The 19,633-nt window shown below is 47.6% G+C and carries 15 protein-coding genes; 5 read left to right on the top strand and 10 right to left on the bottom strand.

The genetic code is table 11. The annotated features are described in order from the left end of the window. Positions 1-11: 11 nt before the first annotated feature. From ACZ5NB_RS04545 to trxA, 8 genes are all read right to left on the bottom strand, one after another. A complete protein-coding gene (locus ACZ5NB_RS04545) occupies positions 12-932 on the bottom strand; it encodes a pirin family protein (RefSeq protein WP_460231805.1) in 921 nt (306 codons plus the stop codon). Positions 933-1,092: 160 nt separating this feature from the next. Continuing rightward, positions 1,093-1,464, bottom strand: coding sequence for an MmcQ/YjbR family DNA-binding protein (locus ACZ5NB_RS04540; protein ID WP_460231804.1), 372 nt, complete (start codon positions 1,462-1,464; stop codon positions 1,093-1,095). Between the two features lie 9 nt (positions 1,465-1,473). After that, positions 1,474-1,953, bottom strand: coding sequence for a DoxX-like family protein (locus ACZ5NB_RS04535; RefSeq protein WP_460231803.1), 480 nt, complete (start codon positions 1,951-1,953; stop codon positions 1,474-1,476). Then, entirely contained in the window at positions 1,850-2,290 is a 441-nt protein-coding gene (locus ACZ5NB_RS04530; protein ID WP_460231802.1) for a thiol-disulfide oxidoreductase DCC family protein, read from the bottom strand. Before ACZ5NB_RS04530 ends, ACZ5NB_RS04535 begins: the two co-directional genes overlap by 104 nt. 210 nt (positions 2,291-2,500) lie before the next feature. After that, on the bottom strand, positions 2,501-3,952 hold the full coding sequence (locus ACZ5NB_RS04525; RefSeq protein ID WP_460231801.1) for a vanadium-dependent haloperoxidase: 1,452 nt from the start codon (positions 3,950-3,952) through the stop codon (positions 2,501-2,503). A gap of 180 nt (positions 3,953-4,132) precedes the next feature. Then, complete coding sequence (locus ACZ5NB_RS04520; protein ID WP_460231800.1) at positions 4,133-4,618, bottom strand: hypothetical protein; 486 nt, start codon at positions 4,616-4,618, stop codon at positions 4,133-4,135. Positions 4,619-4,622: 4 nt separating this feature from the next. Then, positions 4,623-5,987: a nucleotide 5'-monophosphate nucleosidase PpnN gene (gene ppnN / locus ACZ5NB_RS04515; protein ID WP_460231799.1), complete on the bottom strand. Its 1,365-nt coding sequence runs from the start codon at positions 5,985-5,987 to the stop codon at positions 4,623-4,625. Between the two features lie 73 nt (positions 5,988-6,060). Then, on the bottom strand, positions 6,061-6,927 hold the full coding sequence (gene trxA / locus ACZ5NB_RS04510) for a thioredoxin (RefSeq protein WP_460231798.1): 867 nt from the start codon (positions 6,925-6,927) through the stop codon (positions 6,061-6,063). A gap of 160 nt (positions 6,928-7,087) precedes the next feature. On the opposite strand from trxA, the gene ACZ5NB_RS04505 reads away from it, so the two are divergent. The 5 genes from ACZ5NB_RS04505 (at position 7,088) to ACZ5NB_RS04485 (ending at position 14,372) form a co-directional block, all read left to right on the top strand. Beyond that, positions 7,088-7,819 carry a 4'-phosphopantetheinyl transferase family protein gene (locus tag ACZ5NB_RS04505; protein WP_460231797.1) on the top strand — a complete coding sequence of 244 codons (732 nt, stop codon included), beginning with the start codon at positions 7,088-7,090 and terminating at the stop codon, positions 7,817-7,819. 51 nt (positions 7,820-7,870) lie between these two features. Next, positions 7,871-8,761, top strand: coding sequence for a tetratricopeptide repeat protein (locus tag ACZ5NB_RS04500; RefSeq protein ID WP_460231796.1), 891 nt, complete (start codon positions 7,871-7,873; stop codon positions 8,759-8,761). Between the two features lie 132 nt (positions 8,762-8,893). Further along, positions 8,894-11,800: an RNA polymerase-associated protein RapA gene (rapA, locus tag ACZ5NB_RS04495; protein ID WP_460231795.1), complete on the top strand. Its 2,907-nt coding sequence runs from the start codon at positions 8,894-8,896 to the stop codon at positions 11,798-11,800. A gap of 227 nt (positions 11,801-12,027) precedes the next feature. Continuing rightward, positions 12,028-13,902, top strand: a complete 1,875-nt coding sequence (locus ACZ5NB_RS04490; protein WP_460231794.1) for an outer membrane protein assembly factor BamB family protein — start codon at positions 12,028-12,030, stop codon at positions 13,900-13,902. Between the two features lie 116 nt (positions 13,903-14,018). Beyond that, positions 14,019-14,372, top strand: coding sequence for a hypothetical protein (locus ACZ5NB_RS04485; protein ID WP_460231793.1), 354 nt, complete (start codon positions 14,019-14,021; stop codon positions 14,370-14,372). Here the strand turns inward: ACZ5NB_RS04485 and ACZ5NB_RS04480 are convergent. Together ACZ5NB_RS04480 and purL are read right to left on the bottom strand one after the other, a co-directional pair. Beyond that, positions 14,369-15,211 carry a PDZ domain-containing protein gene (locus tag ACZ5NB_RS04480; protein ID WP_460231792.1) on the bottom strand — a complete coding sequence of 281 codons (843 nt, stop codon included), beginning with the start codon at positions 15,209-15,211 and terminating at the stop codon, positions 14,369-14,371. The genes ACZ5NB_RS04485 and ACZ5NB_RS04480 overlap by 4 nt on opposite strands. Positions 15,212-15,399: 188 nt before the next feature. Next, positions 15,400-19,305, bottom strand: coding sequence for a phosphoribosylformylglycinamidine synthase (gene purL, locus ACZ5NB_RS04475; RefSeq protein ID WP_460231791.1), 3,906 nt, complete (start codon positions 19,303-19,305; stop codon positions 15,400-15,402). Positions 19,306-19,633 lie beyond the last annotated feature (328 nt).

The following is a 19,633-nucleotide window of genomic DNA, read 5'->3' as shown; positions in this document are numbered from 1 at the left end:
CTTAGACAGCCCTAATCTTCGGGCAAAGGTATAAACTCAGTTTCGTCACCGGGAACCTTAGGGAACTGGCCATTTTTCCAATTATTTTTAGCGCTTTTGATACGCTCCTGGTTACTAGATACAAAATTCCACCACAGATGACGCGGGGATAAAGGCTCACCACCGATGATAACTAGTTTCGTGTCTATCTCCGCAGTCACAGTTGCCGCTTGTCCCGGATGAAATATCGTCATGGAATACGCTTCCAATTCAGTGCCGTTGGTATTTAACCTCCCGTCGACGATATAAAGTCCGCGCTGCTCCGCAGATTCTGGAAGACTAAGACTCTGACCCTGCTTCAAATGCGCTTCAACGTACAGTGTTTCTGCAAAAGCTTTGACCGGTGACGTAACACCATAAGCCGAACCAATCAGAACCTTTACCGGCACTCCGTCAACAGTGGTTTCCGGTAGATCCGATGCGTTGTAGTGATGAAACTCTGGCTCCATTTCTTCGTCTGACTCTGGTAGCGCCAGCCACAACTGTAATCCCTCGATATGATGGTTAGCGCGTTTTACTTCGTCCCTCTGTCGTTCCGAATGCACAATGCCTTTTCCAGCAATCATCAAATTAATGTCCCCAGGACAAATAGCCAATGCGTTACCGAGCGAATCTCGATGAAACATTTCACCTTCAAACAAATAAGTAACGGTAGCAAGATTGATATGCGGATGAGGTCGAACATTAATACCCTCACCAGGTGGAAAGTCTGCCGGCCCCATATGATCAAAGAAGATCCACGGCCCAATCATTTTTCGCTTTGCGGCGGGCAACACCCGACGAACAGAAAACCCGCCGAGGTCTCGCTCCTTAGGCAGTATGCTCAGCTCGACAGCGTCACATTTCCCTGACTGTTCTAAACAGTTTGATTCATTACCACTTTCAATACTCATCGTTAATTATCTCTACCCTTCAATTTGTCCTACGACAGCACAAGGCTATCCGGAGAACACCATTGCCGTATATATTGCGACACTCTTTTATAATACAAAGCAGCTGAATGGATTCATTTACAAAACAAACACTTGTAACACTGTTCTCGAAAAGCGGCCCTTAGTCGACATGTGGAGTGAGGCCGAGCTCTTTTTGTTTTTTCTTTGTTAATCCTTTTGACACAATATGATAGGACTGCATCAAATAATACGTCAATTCCTCATCTATTTTCGTATGGTTATCATATTTCTGAATCCATTTCATACCGCGCGAGGCTAGATAAGGCGCAGGCCGGTAGCCCTCTTCATGCTCTAAAATGTTGTAATTTAACTCGGATACTTTAAAGCTATAAGCTGGCTTATTCGATTTTTCCCAGCCACCAATAGCAAACACTTTATCACCAATCTTCCAAACATCAGAACCGCCCCACTGAACAACATGTGTTGTTTGGGGTAGCGAGGCGCAAAACTGATTAAACTCATCATATGTCATGACAACCTTCTATGGCTTTCTCTTTTTCATTGACAGCAGAATAACGTAGCAAAATCCCAAACCCATAATATTTGTGGTTACTGGGTTAAAAGCAGCAATCAGATATTGGGGAGCCGAAAAACCGACATAAACGAGCAACATAGCCAGCACGAGCGCCGCCAAATAAACTGGAAAAACGGATTTTCTCAACACGATAATCGCCACACCCAGAACTAGTTCAGCACCCCCTGCCAGCGGAGAGATAAGGTCTGCGGAAACATCTAAACCACTCGCAGAGACCAGCTCGACTTCAATAGAGTTGAGCCACACTATTTTGGGGACTAACCCGTGGTAAATGAATAGAAAACCTAAAAACAAACGACTAACGACGTCAATCTGAGTGAAATCACTTTTTTGCATCAATAAAACGTCTCTGGTGATCTGCCAAAGGTAAATGACAATACGTGTATCGACCAAACAAACGATATCGATTGAGAGCAATACGATCATACAGCCAATTTCGTATCAATCTTGGAAACAACCTAAATACGCAGAGCGTTTTCCAGGGGTAACCTAAGGTTGCCATTATTTGAAAAAAGGCTTCGCTTTTCTGAAAGCACTCACTGCCCTCTACATAAAGCATTGTGTCATAGAAACATGTCGGCATTCCAAAATAGCGTAATATATCCTTCCCTTCATCAGACTGGACACTGCACAACTTAAAACACCTTTTATGATCATGATTAATAATAAACTGGCTCCATGCATTACATAACTTACAAACGCCGTCAAAGAGAATGACTTTATCCGAGCCCTCGATATGAGGAGGTAGCTTATCACTTTTCATAATGCGCTCTTTCACTCTACAGCAACATCAATGGAATACACGTTGAATACAATCTCACTTTTCTCAAGGTTTCACAATGCGTTGTGTCGTTTCAGATCAACTTATGTTTGGTCTATTTTATTGATTACAGCGAGCCGCCAGTTTGCATATACAAAAAAGCCCTTGGGTCTCTCCAAGGGCTTTAAATGACTCACTGTACTGGGAGCGATTTTAGCGAGTACGCTTTCCTGCGACTTTTCGCTTAAAGAAGCGGAATGCTTTTCTCGCGATTTTGTGGCCAATATCTTGGCCCGCAGGGATCGATGGATAAAAGTGTACACCCGCCCAGAAACGGCTATCCCCACAACGCTGCTCTAGATCAGTCCACGTTGGAAAGTAAAGTGTCATGTCGGTCGCTGGGGTTATCCCTGGTTCAACTCTAGACGACCCTGCTGGCGCAGGAACCCGGTAACCCAACTCATCGGACCCAAAATACAAACGACTCGTTTCCGCATGTGCGGCACAAAAGCTCGCCGTCGCCGATGGATATTCTGGGTGATCCGCAACGCCTAGATAGCTATCCCATTGATCCGCAGGTATATCTGTCACCGTACCTTCACCAGGACCGCCCCACGCGGTAACAGGTGAATCGCCGTATATGTGGGCTATCGCAGAGAAAGGACGGACTGCGTTGAATCGCTCCTTTTCTTTCCAAATGGCAATCGACGTATCAAACGCTGCCATATTGGTTAAGAAGTCATATTGCATAGTTTCGATCAGCCCCAAACCCTTGCTTTGTGCCGCGAACAGCGCAGAAAAACCCAAGCTAAAAATTTTGTTATCAAACAGCTCCGCAATCATTTTTTGCTCGTCTGTCATATTCGCAGACGCGTCAAGAACTGCATTTGCTTGAGCAACATAGGCACCGTAATTTTCGACCTGGCTTGCGCTTGGATATGGCGCTCGGAAACGGCGTGGGTTACGGTAACTATAAGGCGTTACATTGCGCAATTGCGGTGTTACAAACTGTTGCACACGAAAAATGCCAGTGCGATCGCTGACAATACGCGGCTGCCATTTCGAAGGATCCGTCAATTCATACGCCGTATTCGCTGGCTCGAAATCGGTATAATCCGCATAGGGCGTTTGATGATAAATTTTGTCGCCTTCATTTCCAAGCTGGTTCATGCCGTCATTTTCACGGGCAGCCACCAACTCCCAACCAGCGACATTGCCAATCCCAGCAGGTGTAGACAAGTCTGTGCTGGCATCGTCAGGATCTAAACCTTCATTGACTAGCAAAGCACGCCACTCACCCGAGCGAGCCGGGAACAAGCTATTTAGCACACGAAAGGATGCATACATAACCGCCGTATTGATATTGCGAGGAGTTGCCTCTTCCGCTGGTCTTCGTCCCAAATTCGAGTACACACCGACTGCAGTCGGATGATAAGGAGCAGACGCATCAAACCAGGCGTTTGTGATCATCGTGGTAAAACGCAGCACTAAAGTGGCATCACCACCAGTTGGTGACACCTCAAAAATAGCGCCCACTGCATTGGGTATCACAACTTCGGTTGCAGCATTCCCAGTATCTAAATCGATAGCCGATGCCTGTATCGAAGTGACAACTGCTGCTGCCCCCAACAAGATTTTGTTAAACACTTTCCTCATTGTCATCATATTCCTCTTCCTGTTTTGTAGAATCAAACGCCAACGTTTTTTAGTCAGCGGAGATGAAGTGTAACGCCTTGTCGCGCCACAAATCAGCAGGTGATGTGTAATTATTCGAAATAGAAGAGAAAGAATTAACTTCAAAGAGAATTAAGGCGACAATCAACGATGAAAATTAAAATATATGCGCTATGAACGGGGAAAAAGATGCGATAAAAATTGGAAAGTATCGGAAAACGTATCTTTAGTATAGAGTTTGACGCCGTACAACGTTGCGAATCCTGCCAGCAGTGCCGCTAAAAAACCCTGCCAAGCACCGGTCAAAACCATTAAAAAAGCTGCGAGTAAACACCCCAATGCATAGGTATAACCACTAAATAACAACTTCCTTCTTGGGACAGTAATGGCCGTCGTCAAAACCACAAAGACTGCGCATAGCGCCGCATCAGAAAGCATCAACCAACTTGGCCACGCCTCCCAGCCACTAGCGTAGCATTCGGCACCGTCTCGGAATTCGGGCGGACAAAACAGCGCCACCCTGGCCACTTCAACTTGAATGCCTGCAAATACAGCAAGCAACCAGCTAGTAAGCACAGCGGGAACGACCAAAATATAACGAGCAATATCGAGACGAGAATCTTCCCTATTTGTGTCACTCGATTGTGATTCAGCCATAGCATTAACCTACAAGTTCAAAGCACGGCTGATAATCTTCCTCTTTTAATTTCATCCGACCTTGTTTCACAAAACTTGTAAGCAGTTCATCCAGTGCGGACATTAACTCTGGGGCTGCATTAATTTTGTATGGGCCGCGTTCCTTTATCTGCTGTATGCCGTATGCTTTTACATTACCTGCAACAATACCTGAAAAAGCACAACGAAGTTGACCTGCAAGTTCATGACTTTGCAATTGTTTACTTAAATTGAGATTCGCCATGTTCTCGTGTGTCGGAACAAAAGGCTCTTGTAAATTTTTTGGAATAAACGTGTTCCAATTGTACGCATAAGACTCTTGAGTTTGTCGTCGGTAGCGTATTACGCGGTCAACACTCTGCCGTACTTTTTGCGCCACTAGTTCAGCGTCGCCTATAACGATGTCATAGTAGCGGGCAGCCTCATTACCCAAGGTCTCTCTAATAAAACGATCCAAGGTTTGAAAGTATTCTTCTCGGCCACTTGGCGCGGTAAATATTAGCGGTAAGGGAATGTGATTATTATTGGGATGCATTAATGCACCAAGGAGATAGAGCACTTCTTCCGCTGTGCCTGCACCACCGGGAAAAACCACAATAGAATGCGCAAGACGAACAAACGCCTCAAGGCGTTTTTCAATGTCGGGCAGTATGACTAACTCATTGACCGTAGGATTAGGAGACTCGGACGCAATTATGCCGGGCTCTGTAATGCCCACATAACGGCCATCTTTGATTTGTTGCTTTGAATGACCAATCAACGCGCCTTTCATTGGGCCCTTCATGGCACCGATGCCACAGCCCGTCGCAATATCAAATCCTCTCAAACCCAAATGATACCCCACCTCTTTTGAGTATTCATACTCGAGACGATCGATGCTGTGACCACCCCAACAAACAATCAAATTAGGCGTTCGATTCGCTTGAACAATACCGGCGTTGCGCAGGATTCTAAATACTGTGTCAGTCAACCCTTCACCACTGGAGAGGTCAAAGCGACGGTCCCTGTTGATTTTATGTTCTGTGTAAACAACATCGCGCAACACTGCAAATAAATGATCCTGTATCCCTCGAATCATTTTTCCATCTACAAAGGCAGAAGCAGGACAATTCACTAGCTCAAGCTTGATTCCGCGAGATTCAGGAATCACATTAACGGCAAAATCCGAATAGTCCGCTAATACCTGCTCAACATCGTCTTCCTCGCTGCCCGTATTGAGTACGGCGAGGGCACACAGTTTAAAGGTTTCAAAAATTGTATCGTTTGCTTCCATTACGCCCTGTACTTCGCGGTGTGACAATAAATCCAAGCTGCGGAGAGGGCGCACGGTTGCGCGGGAGATTTTCTTCATCGATGACTCTGTATTAGCGACGGCTTTTAGCGTGCTTTAAGGAAATTATTATCTAATCTTTGGCATTCAAGCATTAATACATTAACGTGAATACTTTTCGTTGGAACTCTACTGCAAGTGGATCGCCTTTTCCAAGACTTGCCAACACATCCATCATAGTCTTCTTAACCGCGCCATCGTCAAAGTTCAGGTCGCGCTGCAAAATAGAAAATAACAGTTCTAATGCTTCCCTATGATGGCCATCTTGACTGAACTGGATAGCCAACTGATAAGCGACAGATAGATTATCAGAGTCCTCATTAAGTTTAGCTTCTAATGCCGCAATTTCTGGACTTTTCGCAGCCTCTTGTTTTAGCTCGACCTGAGCCTTGACCTGATCATAGACGGCGTCTTGATCTACCATAGGGACCTCATCAACCAAGCGCCGCGCTTCCTCAACCCGATTAAGCTGTAGATAGGTTTGTGCCAACAGCAGAGCGATATCGCTGCGGGTAACGCCTTGCTGCTCTGCTTGCTGTAAAGCATCCCTCAGCAATGGCAGAGCGCCGCTAACATCTTCTTGAGTGAGCAGTTCTTGGGCTTGCGCGACGGCAGTATCCCAAGGCTTGGGCAGATGCTTATCAAGCATTTCTCGAATTGCTGTTTCTGGTTGCGCCCCCATGAAACCATCTAACGGTTGCCCGTCCCTCATGAGCACCACCGTTGGCAAACTGCGCACGCCAAATTGGCTCGCTATTGCAGCTTGCTCATCGGCGTTTACCTTGGCGAGCAAAAACTGTCCAGCATACTGACTCGCCAAATTTTCAAGAATCGGCATGAGCGATTTACAGGGGCCACACCAATCCGCCCAAAAATCCACCACAACAAGGCGGGCTTGCGACTCTTCAATTAAATAGCGCTGCGCGTTGGACTCATCGATATTGACTACGAATTCACTCATTGCTCTTTCCTACAGACTAAATACGTTTTGCAGTATACCTTTGGTCCACAGTGCTGCCCATTAGTTTTGCTGACAGAGTACGACGTCCGATTCGCGTGACCGCCGACTCGTAAGCACGTTATACTGCGCAACCGGATTAGTGTTTACTCTACTGAGAATTATGATTGAGCTCTGCGAGCCACCTCTCGATCTTGGCACCGCCTGCAAACTAACTGCTTGCCGCTACGACCGTGACGGTGATGTCACTCAACTAGCCAAGCAGACCCAAATCACACTACCTAAACGCTTAGCGAACGCGGTCAACAAGCGAAAAGTCGAATACCTCAGTGGGCGCTATTGCGTCGCAGAAAGCTTGAGCCAACTCACCAGCGATTTTTCTCCCTATGCACTTGCAAATTCAATTGATAACGCCGAAGATCGCTCACCGGTTTGGCCTGTCGGCTATGTCGGCGCGATCACACACTCCCACTCATTTGCCGCAGCGGCTGTCGCACAAAACAAATACACTCGCAGCGTTGGTATCGATAGTGAACAACTAATCAAAGAAAAAACGGCCGAGGCTATACATAGCCAGATAATAACGAATGACGAAACCTATTCGCCTGACATATCTCAAGGACTGAGCGAACGAGAGTATTTAACTGTGCTGTTTTCAGCCAAAGAAAGTATATATAAGTGTCTCCACCCACTGGTGAAACAATTTTTCGGATTTGATGCCGCGTCTGTGACTCTTGTACCGTGTAACGCGACAGACCAACAACATATTTTTCACTTCACCCTACTGAAACAATTAAATGACGAATTTTGCCTATCCTATAAAGGAGAAGGACACTGGAGGTTCCACGCAGGATTCGCGCACACTGCCGTTGTATTAAGCACTGACCTCTCATAATCAAGGCCCTATTTACGAATGCGAGTACTGATACATTGTCTAATTATTGTAGTGAGCTCTATTAGCTGTTGCTTTGCAGATAATGGAAGCGTAGGAAATGATCTACAGACCCGTTTTGAACGACTTGATTTTGAACAGGACTACGAGGGCCTGCGCTCGCTTGCAGAACAGCAGCTAACTTTTTCACCAAACAATCCCGAACTAGAACGATGGCTGGCCATTGCCTATTTTCGTAGTGGCGAAACAATGCGTGCTATTGAACTACTTTCGCAATCGCTGTCACGCGCACCTGACGTTATCGACAACCACTACGCGATAGGTGTTTTTGCGGTGCGTCGAGCAGGCGAGGTAGGAATTACCCATATCCGTAAATATTTATCCCTGGCCCAAACACATTTTAATCACTGTATCGAGTTAGCTCCCGACCATGCTCTCGCGCGATTCTATTTAATTCGCATCTACCAAAATGCCCCCGAACTCATGGGTGACGAGCGCGACCTTGTCAACACATTGCAAAATCAACTGCGCCCGCTGGACAATACGCTTTTTCAGATTTCTAAGGCATATGAGCACATCGAGGCAAAGGACTACACCCAAGCGTCACGACTTCTTGACCACCTCAGCCCGTTACAGAGTGGCGATACCGAAGCGCCCTACCGTTCTCTGATTGCATATACCAACGCTGAACTTGCTCTGAAACAAAAAGATACCGATAAAGTTGTAGTGAATGCCACTATATTCATCGACAACAATAGCCGCTGGAGTGATATGCCCGATGTCGATGGGCATATATTCATTGGTCAAGCGCACGCCTTAGCCGGGGATAAAAAAGCAGCTGCCGAGTCCTACCAGCAAGCCAAACACCTCGCTCAGAATAAGCGGTTAATTAACCGCATAGAGCGCTTAGAACGTAAACTCCAACCGCCGAAAATAAAAAAGTAGCCCACCCGACCGCATTCTGTTTAACAGCGGGCACACGTCCCCTAGCGGTTTATTGCCTCAGCCAATCCAGTTACAATGCGCGCCCATCTCATTCGAGACCGTCGAACGCGAAACATCTAAGGAGCAGCCCTCTTGTCTGACCACGCATTTAAACTTGGCCAACGTTGGATTAGCAATACAGAACCAGAATTAGGGCTGGGGATCGTCACTGACAACGAAAATCGACGGGTCACTATTCAGTTTCCTGCAGTAGGCGAACGTCGCACTTATGCGAACGACAATGCCCCGCTCACTCGCGTGCAATATCAAGTAGGCGATGAAATTAGCAATACCCAGCGCGAGTCAATGACTATCTCAGACATTGAAGAAGAGCAGGGATACATCGTTTATGCTGGCGTCGACACTGACGGCCAACCTGCCATCATTCCAGAATTAGAACTCAACAGCTTTGTTCAATTCCGACGGCCACAAGACCGGCTATTCGCAGGACAGATAGACAAACTCAATAAATATACGCTTCGTTATCAAACGCTAATGCAACAGCACGCGCTGAATAGCAATAGCAACGATGATACTCAAGGGGCTAATGCGACCGATGTAAAAGGAATACTCGGTGCTCGCGTGCAACTGCTCCCTCATCAATTACACATCGCTCACGAAGTCGCGCACCGGTATGCGCCACGCGTACTACTCGCCGATGAAGTTGGTTTGGGTAAAACCATTGAAGCAGGCTTAATTGCACACCACCAATTACAAACTGGCCGAGCAGAACGCGTATTGGTTGTTGTGCCCCCCTCATTGGTCCACCAGTGGCTGGTAGAAATGCTGCGCCGTTTTAACCTAGCCTTCACCGTACTAGACGAAACCCGCTGCGAAGCCCTTGAGACAAACGATGACAACCCGTTTGAAACCACACAACTAGCCATTTGTAGCATCGATTTTCTCGCCAACAACAGTGAACGCCACCAACAAGCGGTGGATGCGACGTGGGATTTATTGATTGTTGATGAAGCTCATCACCTAGAGTGGAGCGACGACCTGCAACAACCGGCTGCGCAAAACTACCGATGCGTAGAAGCACTTGCAAAGGTGTGCGACGGTTTATTATTGATTACCGCCACACCAGAACAACTCGGTGAATTAAGCCACTTTGCACGATTGCGCCTACTTGACCCTGATCGCTATTTTGATTTTGAGAAATACCAACAAGAAGAATTAGGCTATCGCCCCGCTAATGAACTAGTACAGCACCTGACTAAAGATAACGCTCGACAAGATTTCTTTAACGATAAAGATCAGGTAAAACAACTACATTCACTAGTGGGCAAAGAGCTTAGCCAAACGCTAGAAGCATCGATAGCTGATGATTCATCTTGGACAAAAGCCGTTAAGGACTGCACGCAATTTTTATTGGATCACCACGGGACTGGGAGGGTTTTATTTCGGAACACCCGAAATGCAGTCGAAGGCTTTCCAAAACGCACTCTAAACCCACACCCTATTCAACCACCCGCCGAACTAAAAAGTGACAGCACGGATGTAACAAGCTTACTGCAACCTGAGATTCTTCTAGGGAAAAACTGGCTTGAAACAGACACGCGCATTCCTTGGTTAGTCAATTGGTTAAAGCAACACCGCAGTGACAAAGTGTTACTCATTTGTCATAGCCTGGAAACCACACTAGAGCTAGAAGACTATTTACGTTTACGTAAAGGCATACGTGCTGCTGCCTTCCACGAGGAGCTTAGCTTAATCGAACGAGATCGCGCCGCCGCATACTTTGCCGATGAAATTGATGGTGCGCAATTATTGGTATGTTCTGAAATCGGCAGTGAAGGTAGAAACTTCCAATTTTCTCACCATTTAGTACTTTTTGATCTACCGTTCAACCCTGATTTATTAGAACAACGAATCGGACGTCTCGCACGAATCGGGCAAAAGCATACAGTGCAAATCCATGTACCTTTTTACCAGCAACCAGAAACCGGACCCATCGAAAAGCTATTGCAGTGGTATCACCAGGGACTCAATGCCATTGAAAAATCCTGCGCACCCGCGCAAATGATCTTCCAGCAATTCCATGAACGTCTTAGCCGCACACTGGTAAATGATAAGCAAGAGAATTGGGAAGAGTTATTAAGAGAAACACAAACCAAAACCGACGAAATACTCTCCGAACTTGCAGCGGGCCGAGATCGTCTATTGGAAATGAACTCCTGCAACACAGACAGCGCGCAACAAATTATCGACTCCATTGAATCCATTGATGGTAGCGAAGACTTAGCTGAGTATCTCTCATTGGTATTTGATGAATTTGGTGTTGAAGAAGACCACCACAGTGAAAACGCTATCGTTTTGCACCCTACCGAGCACATGCATAATCAAAGCTTCCCAGGCTTAACTGATGAAGGTTTAACAGCCACATACAATCGGAACCTCGCGTTAAGTCGCGAAGACATGGAGTTTCTCACTTGGGAGCATCCCATGGTGCAAGGCGCCATGGATATGATTTTGGGTGGCGAGCTAGGTAACACCGCACTCGGCACGATCAAATTGCCGCCGCTCAAGGCAGGAACATTATTACTGGAAGCTGTTTACTCTGTTCATTGTCCTGCGCCCAAATCCCTTCAACTGGATCGATATTTCGTTGACCATTCCTTGCGTCTTTTGCTCAACAATACCAGTGATTTATCGAAAGTGATTAGTTTTGAACAACTCAATAAAATTCATCAACCTGCACCCAATAAAAAAACGGCACAAAATATCGTAAAACATGCCAAAGCCGATCTTCAAGAATTGCTTCTTCGCTGCCAACAAACCGCAGACAAAAAGAAAATCGAATTGATAAGCAGTGCAACGGAACAGCTCGCGCGCTCACAAGGCAATGAATTATTGCGGCTTAAAACGCTGGCCGAAATCAATCCGAACATCCGCCAACAAGAAATTAGCCAATTAGAAGCCGTGATCGATGAGCAACATGCTCTCATTCAACAAACACAATACAGTCTGGAGATGCTGCGAGTCATTGTTTGCACCTAGCGGTTTGCCGCGGAAACAAACCCTTAATTCAGTTTACAAAACTTTCAAATTTACAGTTGACCCTTAAGCAGCCGTGGATTTGAATGCACGGTTATTAGAGCGAACCAGTTGCTGTAGTTTTGACAACACGCAAAAGGAAAGCGGTCACCTACTTTCGTTTTCCTTTCTATACTGAAAAGCGAGCTATTACCTATTTTAAAATGTCAGTTTTATAACGCGAGGCAATAATGCGATTTCTATCCAGCTGGAAAGCTACGACTCTCTCTCTTGGCCTGTTAGCCATCTATAGCGCCCACGGCTTAAGCGCCGAACTTAGTGGCGAAGACCTCTATCAGCAGCGCTGTGCAGCGTGCCACAACAACCCAGCCAATTCACGTGCGCCAGCGCTCGAGGCTGTGAAGCAAATGAGCCCACAAGCGCTTCGCTATACGCTGACACAAGGCATTATGCAGCAGCAGGCAGCATCATTAGATGCGGAGCAGTTGAACACACTGGTCGACCATCTCACTGCCGATCAGAGCGGCGGCGATGACTGGGTAGCTGGCATGATGTGCAGTAGTAGCAAGCGCGCTATCGACCTAGGCGCTAGCGTCAGTCTACCGATGGTAGGCGTCGACCATAGCAGTAGTCGCCATTTTTCAGCGGAGGAGCTGGGCCTAAGCAACGCAGATTTAGCGAACCTCGAACTGGCCTGGGCAATCGGTTTCCCTAAAACCCAAGGCTTGCGTTCATCCCCCGTCATCATTGGGTCAACAATGTTTTACACACCAGACCCAACCGGAAAGCTGTTGGCGATGGACACCGAAAGCGGCTGCGTAAAATGGTCTTTTGATTCCGGCGCCCCTTTGCGCTCATCAATTACCTATGGTCACGCAGGGAAAGACAAAACGCCGGCAGTATTTCTAGCAGGTCGTACCGGACAACTGCACGCGGTAGCCATAGAAACGGGTGAACTGTTATGGAAAGTTGATCCACGCCATAGTAAGCGCGCGGGAATCACCGGCTCACCAATCTTCTTTGAAGACAGAATTATCGTACCACTGTCTGCGTCTGGCGTCGGCTCTGCTGCGAACCCAAAGTATGAATGCTGTAAAGAACACGGCGCCGTTGCTGCAGTCAGCGCGGTTGATGGCACAGTGTTATGGACTTTTCATACCATGGAAGAGGCCAAATATACCGGCGAAGTGAATAAGCTAGGCGTGAAATTACGCGGGCCTTCAGGCGCACCTATTTGGTCTACACCAACCATTGATGCAAAACGTCGCCTTGTCTACGCCACTACCGGCCAGAATACATCGCTGCCCGCCACCGAAACGAGCGACGCCATCCTCGCCATCGATCTGGACTCAGGTGAGCTAAAATGGGGCTTCCAAGCGCTTGCCAACGATGTTTGGAATCTCGCCTGCCGAGAGCCCTGGGAAACATCTGGCCCTAACTGCCCGCATCCTGACACCAGCGTTTTAAAAGATTACGACTTTGGCGGCGCTGCGGTGCTAGCGAAGGACAATAAAGGGAATGACATCCTAGTTGCCGGCCAAAAATCTGGTGATGTTTGGGCGTTAAACCCTGATACCGGCAAAGTCATCTGGAATCAACGCTTTGGAACGGGCACTCCACTGGGTGGCGTCCACTGGGGTATCGCCGTCGACGATAAACGTGTCTACGCGCCTATTAATGATCCAATGCCAAAAACGGCCAATTTCACCCCTGAGCCAGGAATGAATGCATTGGATATTACAACAGGCGAAGTACTATGGCGCACCCCGGTGACCGCCGATTGCTCTCCAGAGCGCAAAGAGCGCTATGCGCTGTGTAATGTTAAGTTCGGCTTATCAGCAATCCCTCTCGCTATCGATTCATCCGTAGTAGCGGCAGCCATTGATGGCCGCGTCTACATCTTTAATGGCGAAAGCGGTGAAGTCGTTTGGCAGTTTGACACCTTACGAGAATTCGAAACCTTAAATGGTATTGAAGCTCACGGCGGCGGCGTTGATAGCCATTCCGTCTTCGCTGGCAATGGGATGCTGTTCATTGGGTCTGGGTACGGCGGCTTCCGCCAACCAACCGGTAATGTACTCCTTGCATTTAAACCGAAACGCTAAAAAAACATGAATAAAGCCCGCCTCTTGCGGGCTTTATTCATTCTGCTGCCCCTTGCACCCGCCTAGCAGTTGCGCCATGATGCGCCCCACACCAACGCCTTCAAACGGACTGCACTATGAACGCTATGCAAACTCTCCTCGATTTTTTAAACCGTCTTGAAGAAGCTGAACTTCCTTACACGCTGGAGCACAATAGTGAATCCACAATTCTCGTGCTAGTTGCCATTGAAGGTGAGCGCTGGGAAATTGAATTCTCTGCTGAGGGCGAGATGCAAGTTGAAGTGTTTTACAGTGGTGAAACCGCCGAGGGATCAGAAGCCGAAGAAACTATTGAGCGACTGTTTCTCGACTTTGATGAAGATGACGACGAGGATGAGGATGATGAAGACGCAGATGAAGAATGGGACGATGACCTCGACGATGATGATGACGAGCTAGACACAGAAGCAGAACAAGACCCGCGACACTAGAAGCCTCGACGGCCACGGCGCGTGCCGATACCCAGTGGGCCGCGCTCAACAGCAAATTGCAACCGTGCTCCGTCGCGCAGTACTTCAATTAGCACGGTTTCGCCCTTTTCCCCTTGAACACTTACACGATTTAGCTCGCGCAGATTAAACGTTCGCTGGCCATCAAAACCGATAATTCGATCCCCCGTTTGCAAGCCCGCCAGTGCTGCAGCTGAACCTTCAAACAATCTGGCAACCGGAACACTAGTGGCGCGGCCATTTGCCTCTAAATAACGCTCATAGTCTGCATCGCCCAATTCTCGGCGCAAGGCATTATTCGCTATCACATCAAATTCTTCAGGGCTCTCAAGGAAAGCCGCTCTCCGACGGCTCCACGATTCATGCAAATTTGCAATTTGTAACTCACGCTCCCGCACTAGTATTTGCTCAACTTGGTCTGCCGCAAAACCTGCTTCGGACAAGCGTTGCGCACGCTCCAGTTTTTGTCGCTCACTCTGACTCAACGAGTCAACGGCGCTTTCCTCATCGTCAGCAGCAAGCTCCGCTTCGTCACCATTCTCATCGCCTATCGAGTTAAGGGAGGCTCGCCTAGCTAGCGGTGCAGGTGGACGCTCTTTGATATCACGCAGCTCCCGTTCCAGCACAGCAACTCTTTCTTCTAGCACGGCGATGGCATCATCTCGCTTGTCGCGACCCGTGCGCGTCGTATCGACTTCCGCAAGCGTCCAAATATTCTCGTCATTCACCGCATCAAATGGATCGGGGCGAAAAACAACAAATACAGAAATTAAAAGACCTACCGAAATTCCAACAAGTGCTGTAATGACCGTGTGCTTCATACACAACCCATTCTGGTTAAAGAGATTTTAATAAACAAGCATAGACGTTTGATAAAAATCGCCTACAGAGGTTCCTCTTTTAAAAACCTTTACACCAACAAAAAAGGGCAGCCTCAAGAGACTGCCCTTAACATGGTGCCAGCACGAGGCCATGTAAAATTCATGGCAACGTGTTGCTCGTCTAGTCGCTAACCAACAAACGCCCTCGCATTCCTAAACATACGCACCCAAGGACCATCTTCACCCCATTCGTCAGGGTGCCATGAGTTATTCACCGAGCGAAACACTCGTTCAGGGTGAGGCATCATAATAGTTGCACGACCATCAAGCGACGTTAAACCGGTAATTCCAGCGGGAGAACCATTGGGGTTTAGCGGATAGTATTCGGTAGGCTGAATTGTGTTATCTACATAACGCAAAGCCACTAAACCACTGTTGTCACAGCGATTAAAATCCTCTGACGTCATGAATTCTGCACGCCCTTCGCCATGCGCCACTGCAACTGGCAGATGTGAGCCAGCCATACCATTCAGCAGAATTGACGGCGACTCTTGAATTTGCACCAAACTAAAACGTGCTTCGAATTGTTCAGATTCATTTTTTACAAAACGAGGCCAGTGATCAGTGCCAGGAATCAACTCTTTCAACGTTGACATCATTTGACAACCATTACACACACCCAAACTGAAGGTATCTTCCCGCTCGAAAAAGTCGCTAAATTGTTGACGTAACTGAGGATTGAATAAAATGGTTTTTGCCCATCCCTCGCCAGCGCCGAGCACGTCACCGTAGGAGAAACCACCGCACGCAACTAAGCCACTGCACTGATCCAAGTTTATTCGCCCCGCCAATAAATCACTCATGTGAACGTCAACCGCATCGAAACCAGCTCGATCAAAACATGCCGCCATTTCGACATGACTGTTAACACCTTGCTCACGCAAAATAGCAACTTTGGGCTTGATGGAGTTTGTCACATACGCTGCCGCAACATCCTCATCCATTCGATAAGTGAGTTTGACAGATAGACCTGGATCATCTTGTTTGATTAACGCAAACTCTTGCTCAGCGGCTTTGGGGTTATCGCGTAACGCTTGAATGCGATAGCTTGTTTCACTCCACAACGTTTCTAGGCTTGCGCGGTCATTAGAGTAAACAATGCGCCCCGCCTGCTTAAAGATCAACTGCTCCTTAGTTGTCACGACGCCTAAGGGATGCAACGCCGCAGCCAACCCAAAGTCTTTACAAAGTGCAACGAAACGATCGCTATTAGCTTCGTTAACCTGAACCACAACACCAAGCTCTTCGTTAAAAAGCGCACCGATGACATCGGCGGTTGCATCCCCTTGTGTGATCGCATCAAGGTTAATTTGGGCACCACAGCGCCCAGCAAAAATCATTTCCGCTAGCGTGGCAAACAAGCCGCCGTCTGAACGATCGTGATAAGCAAGCAACAAATCTTCCGCCAATGCTTGCTGCATCACGGTAAAAAATTGTTTCAGTAAATCAGCCGACACAACATCGGCGGCTTCATCACCCATTTCGTTGTAAACCTGGGTGAGAATACTTCCGCCTAATCGCTGCTGACCTTGCGCCAAATCGATAAACCACAGTTCGCTATCGCCATGATCTATGCGCAATTGAGGTGTTAAGGTTTTACGCACATCGGTCACTGGAGCAAAGGCAGATATAACCAGCGACAGCGGCGCAGTGACAGATTTATCCTCGCCATTTTCGGCTTGCCACGCAGTGCGCATGGACATGGAATCTTTCCCAACAGGAATGGTTAAGCCAAGCTCTGGGCACAACTCCATACCAATGGCTTCCACCGTACGAAATAATTTTTCATCTTCACCGGTGGAGCCTGCCGCGCACATCCAATTAGCGGATAATTTAATATCCGATAATTTTTCAATTTTGGTACAGGCAATATTGGTAATTGCTTCACCTATGGCCATTCGTCCGGATGCGGGCGCATTCAATAATGCTAAAGGCGTACGCTCACCCATGGACATGGCTTCGCCACAATATGAATCGTAACTAACAGTTGTCACCGCACAATCCGCAACCGGCACTTGCCAGGGCCCAACCATTTGGTCGCGTGCTACTTGGCCCGTAACAAAACGATCACCAATGGAAATCAAAAACTTTTTACTGGCAACGGTAGGGTTTTTTAATACACGTTCAACGACATCATCAATTTGCAAATCTTCAGCATCGAACGGTGTCGCTGCACCATAGACGGTAGTGGCTTCACGATGCATTTTTGGAGGCTTACCAAACAGCACAGGCATCGGTAAATCTATTGGTTTGTTGTCAAAGTGAGAGTCCTCAACAACAATTTGTTTTTCGCTAGTTGCCTCACCGACTACTGCGTAGGGGCAACGCTCGCGCTGACAAATAGCCTCAAAGCGCGGCAGGTCTTCTTTCTTGACCGCCATCACGTAGCGCTCTTGCGATTCGTTACACCAAATTTCCAACGGGCTCATGCTGGATTCGTCGTTGGGTACATTACGCAACTGAAACTTACCGCCACAGCCACCGTCTTTCGCCAACTCGGGAAACGCATTGGATAAACCGCCAGCACCCACATCATGGATAAAGGCAACGGGATTTTCTTCTCCCAACTGCCAGCACTGGTCAATTACTTCTTGGCAACGGCGTTCAATTTCAGGGTTTTGCCGCTGCACCGATGCAAAATCTAAATCTTCACTCGACGAACCCGATGTCATAGAGGATGCGGCACCACCACCCAAGCCAATCAGCATGGCTGGCCCGCCCAGTACAACTAATTGCGTACCAGGGTCAAATTCATGCTGATCAATATGTTCTTCTTTAATATTGCCGTAACCACCCGCCAACATAATTGGCTTGTGATATCCGCGGCGCTCTCCTGCAAAGTTTTGCTCAAACGTTCGGAAGTAGCCGCAAATATTAGGGCGACCGAATTCATTATTAAATGCAGCGCCGCCGATAGGCCCTTCGATCATAATATCGAGCGCAGAAACAATACGATTTGGCTTGCCGTAATCCACTTCCCAAGGTTGCTGGTACTCAGGAATTTGCAAGTTAGACACAGTAAACCCTGTTAACCCCACTTTCGGCTTTGAGCCGCGACCCACAGCTCCTTCATCACGAATTTCACCACCGGCGCCGGTACCCGCGCCAGGAAACGGTGCAATGGCTGTTGGATGGTTATGGGTTTCGACTTTCATCAGGAGATGAATTGGCTCTTGATGATAAGTGTAGGATTTTGTCACTGGGTCTGGGTAAAAACGGCCGGCCGTATGCCCGGTAATGACCGACGCATTATCAGCATAGGCCGATAACACATCGGCGGGATTCTTTTCGTAGGTATTTTTAATCATCTTGAACAGTGAGAGCGATTGCTCTTCACCATTCACCGTCCAGCTTGCATTAAAAATTTTATGGCGACAGTGTTCGGAGTTTGCTTGGGCAAACATCATTAACTCAACATCAGTCGGATCGCGTTGTAATTCTTGATAGCTTTCGAGCAAGTAATCAATTTCATCATCCGCGAGTGCCAACCCTAATTCTTGGTTCGCATTTTCGAGTGCACTTCGTCCTTCCGATAGCAACGGCACAGTCAGTAGCGGCTTGGGTAGGTCATGACGGAATAGCCCTGATGCTTGCTCAAGATCATCTAGCACTGTTTCTACCATGCGGTCATGAAGAATATCTTCACAATAGGTAATCGTTTCGCGTGATGAAAACACACTGTAGACAACCCCACGTTCGATCCGCTGCACTTTGCTCAACCCCACGTTTCGAGCGATATCAGTTGCTTTCGAAGACCAAGGTGAAATCGTCCCGAAACGAGGAACAACAACATAGGTAGTTTCACTTTGGCAAACGGCGGGTTTAGCCGTGCCCTCAATGCTAGGCCCGTAAGTTAATAACTTTTCAAGGATGTGCTGCTCGGCGTCATCAAGCGATTCACCGTCAACTAGCTCAACGAAGTGAACGAATTGTGTCGCCACCTGCAAAATCGCTGCATCGCGCGTTTGTAGGCTGTTGAGAAGCTTTTTACTTCGGAATTCGGAAAGAGCTGGGGCACCGAACAGGGTCAGCATAGAATCGATCACCTTCAAGAATCATTGGAGAGGGTTTTGCAGAGCGCGCATTGTACTGGATCATGTGCCATAAGACAGCCCAAGACTCGCTCTTGGAGATGTTATCAATCAAATATCAAGCACCCCCATTGAACATCCCGAAGCTAGTCTTATCGAGCGCTAAAGTTGCCACGTCAGCGAAATACGATGAAGCACTGATTTTCTGGGGTAAGGCTCTGTTCGCCCGTTTATTATAAGAAAAAAATCTAAGCGCGAAGCCCAATAAATCCAGGGGCTACAGCGCAGCCACCTGCGGCTATACCCAACATCATTCTGCGTTATAGCAGGA

The organism is Aurantivibrio plasticivorans, from assembly GCF_055392955.1.
Note: the sequence above shows the minus strand (reverse complement) of the source record. Positions and strands in the feature narration are given on the sequence as shown.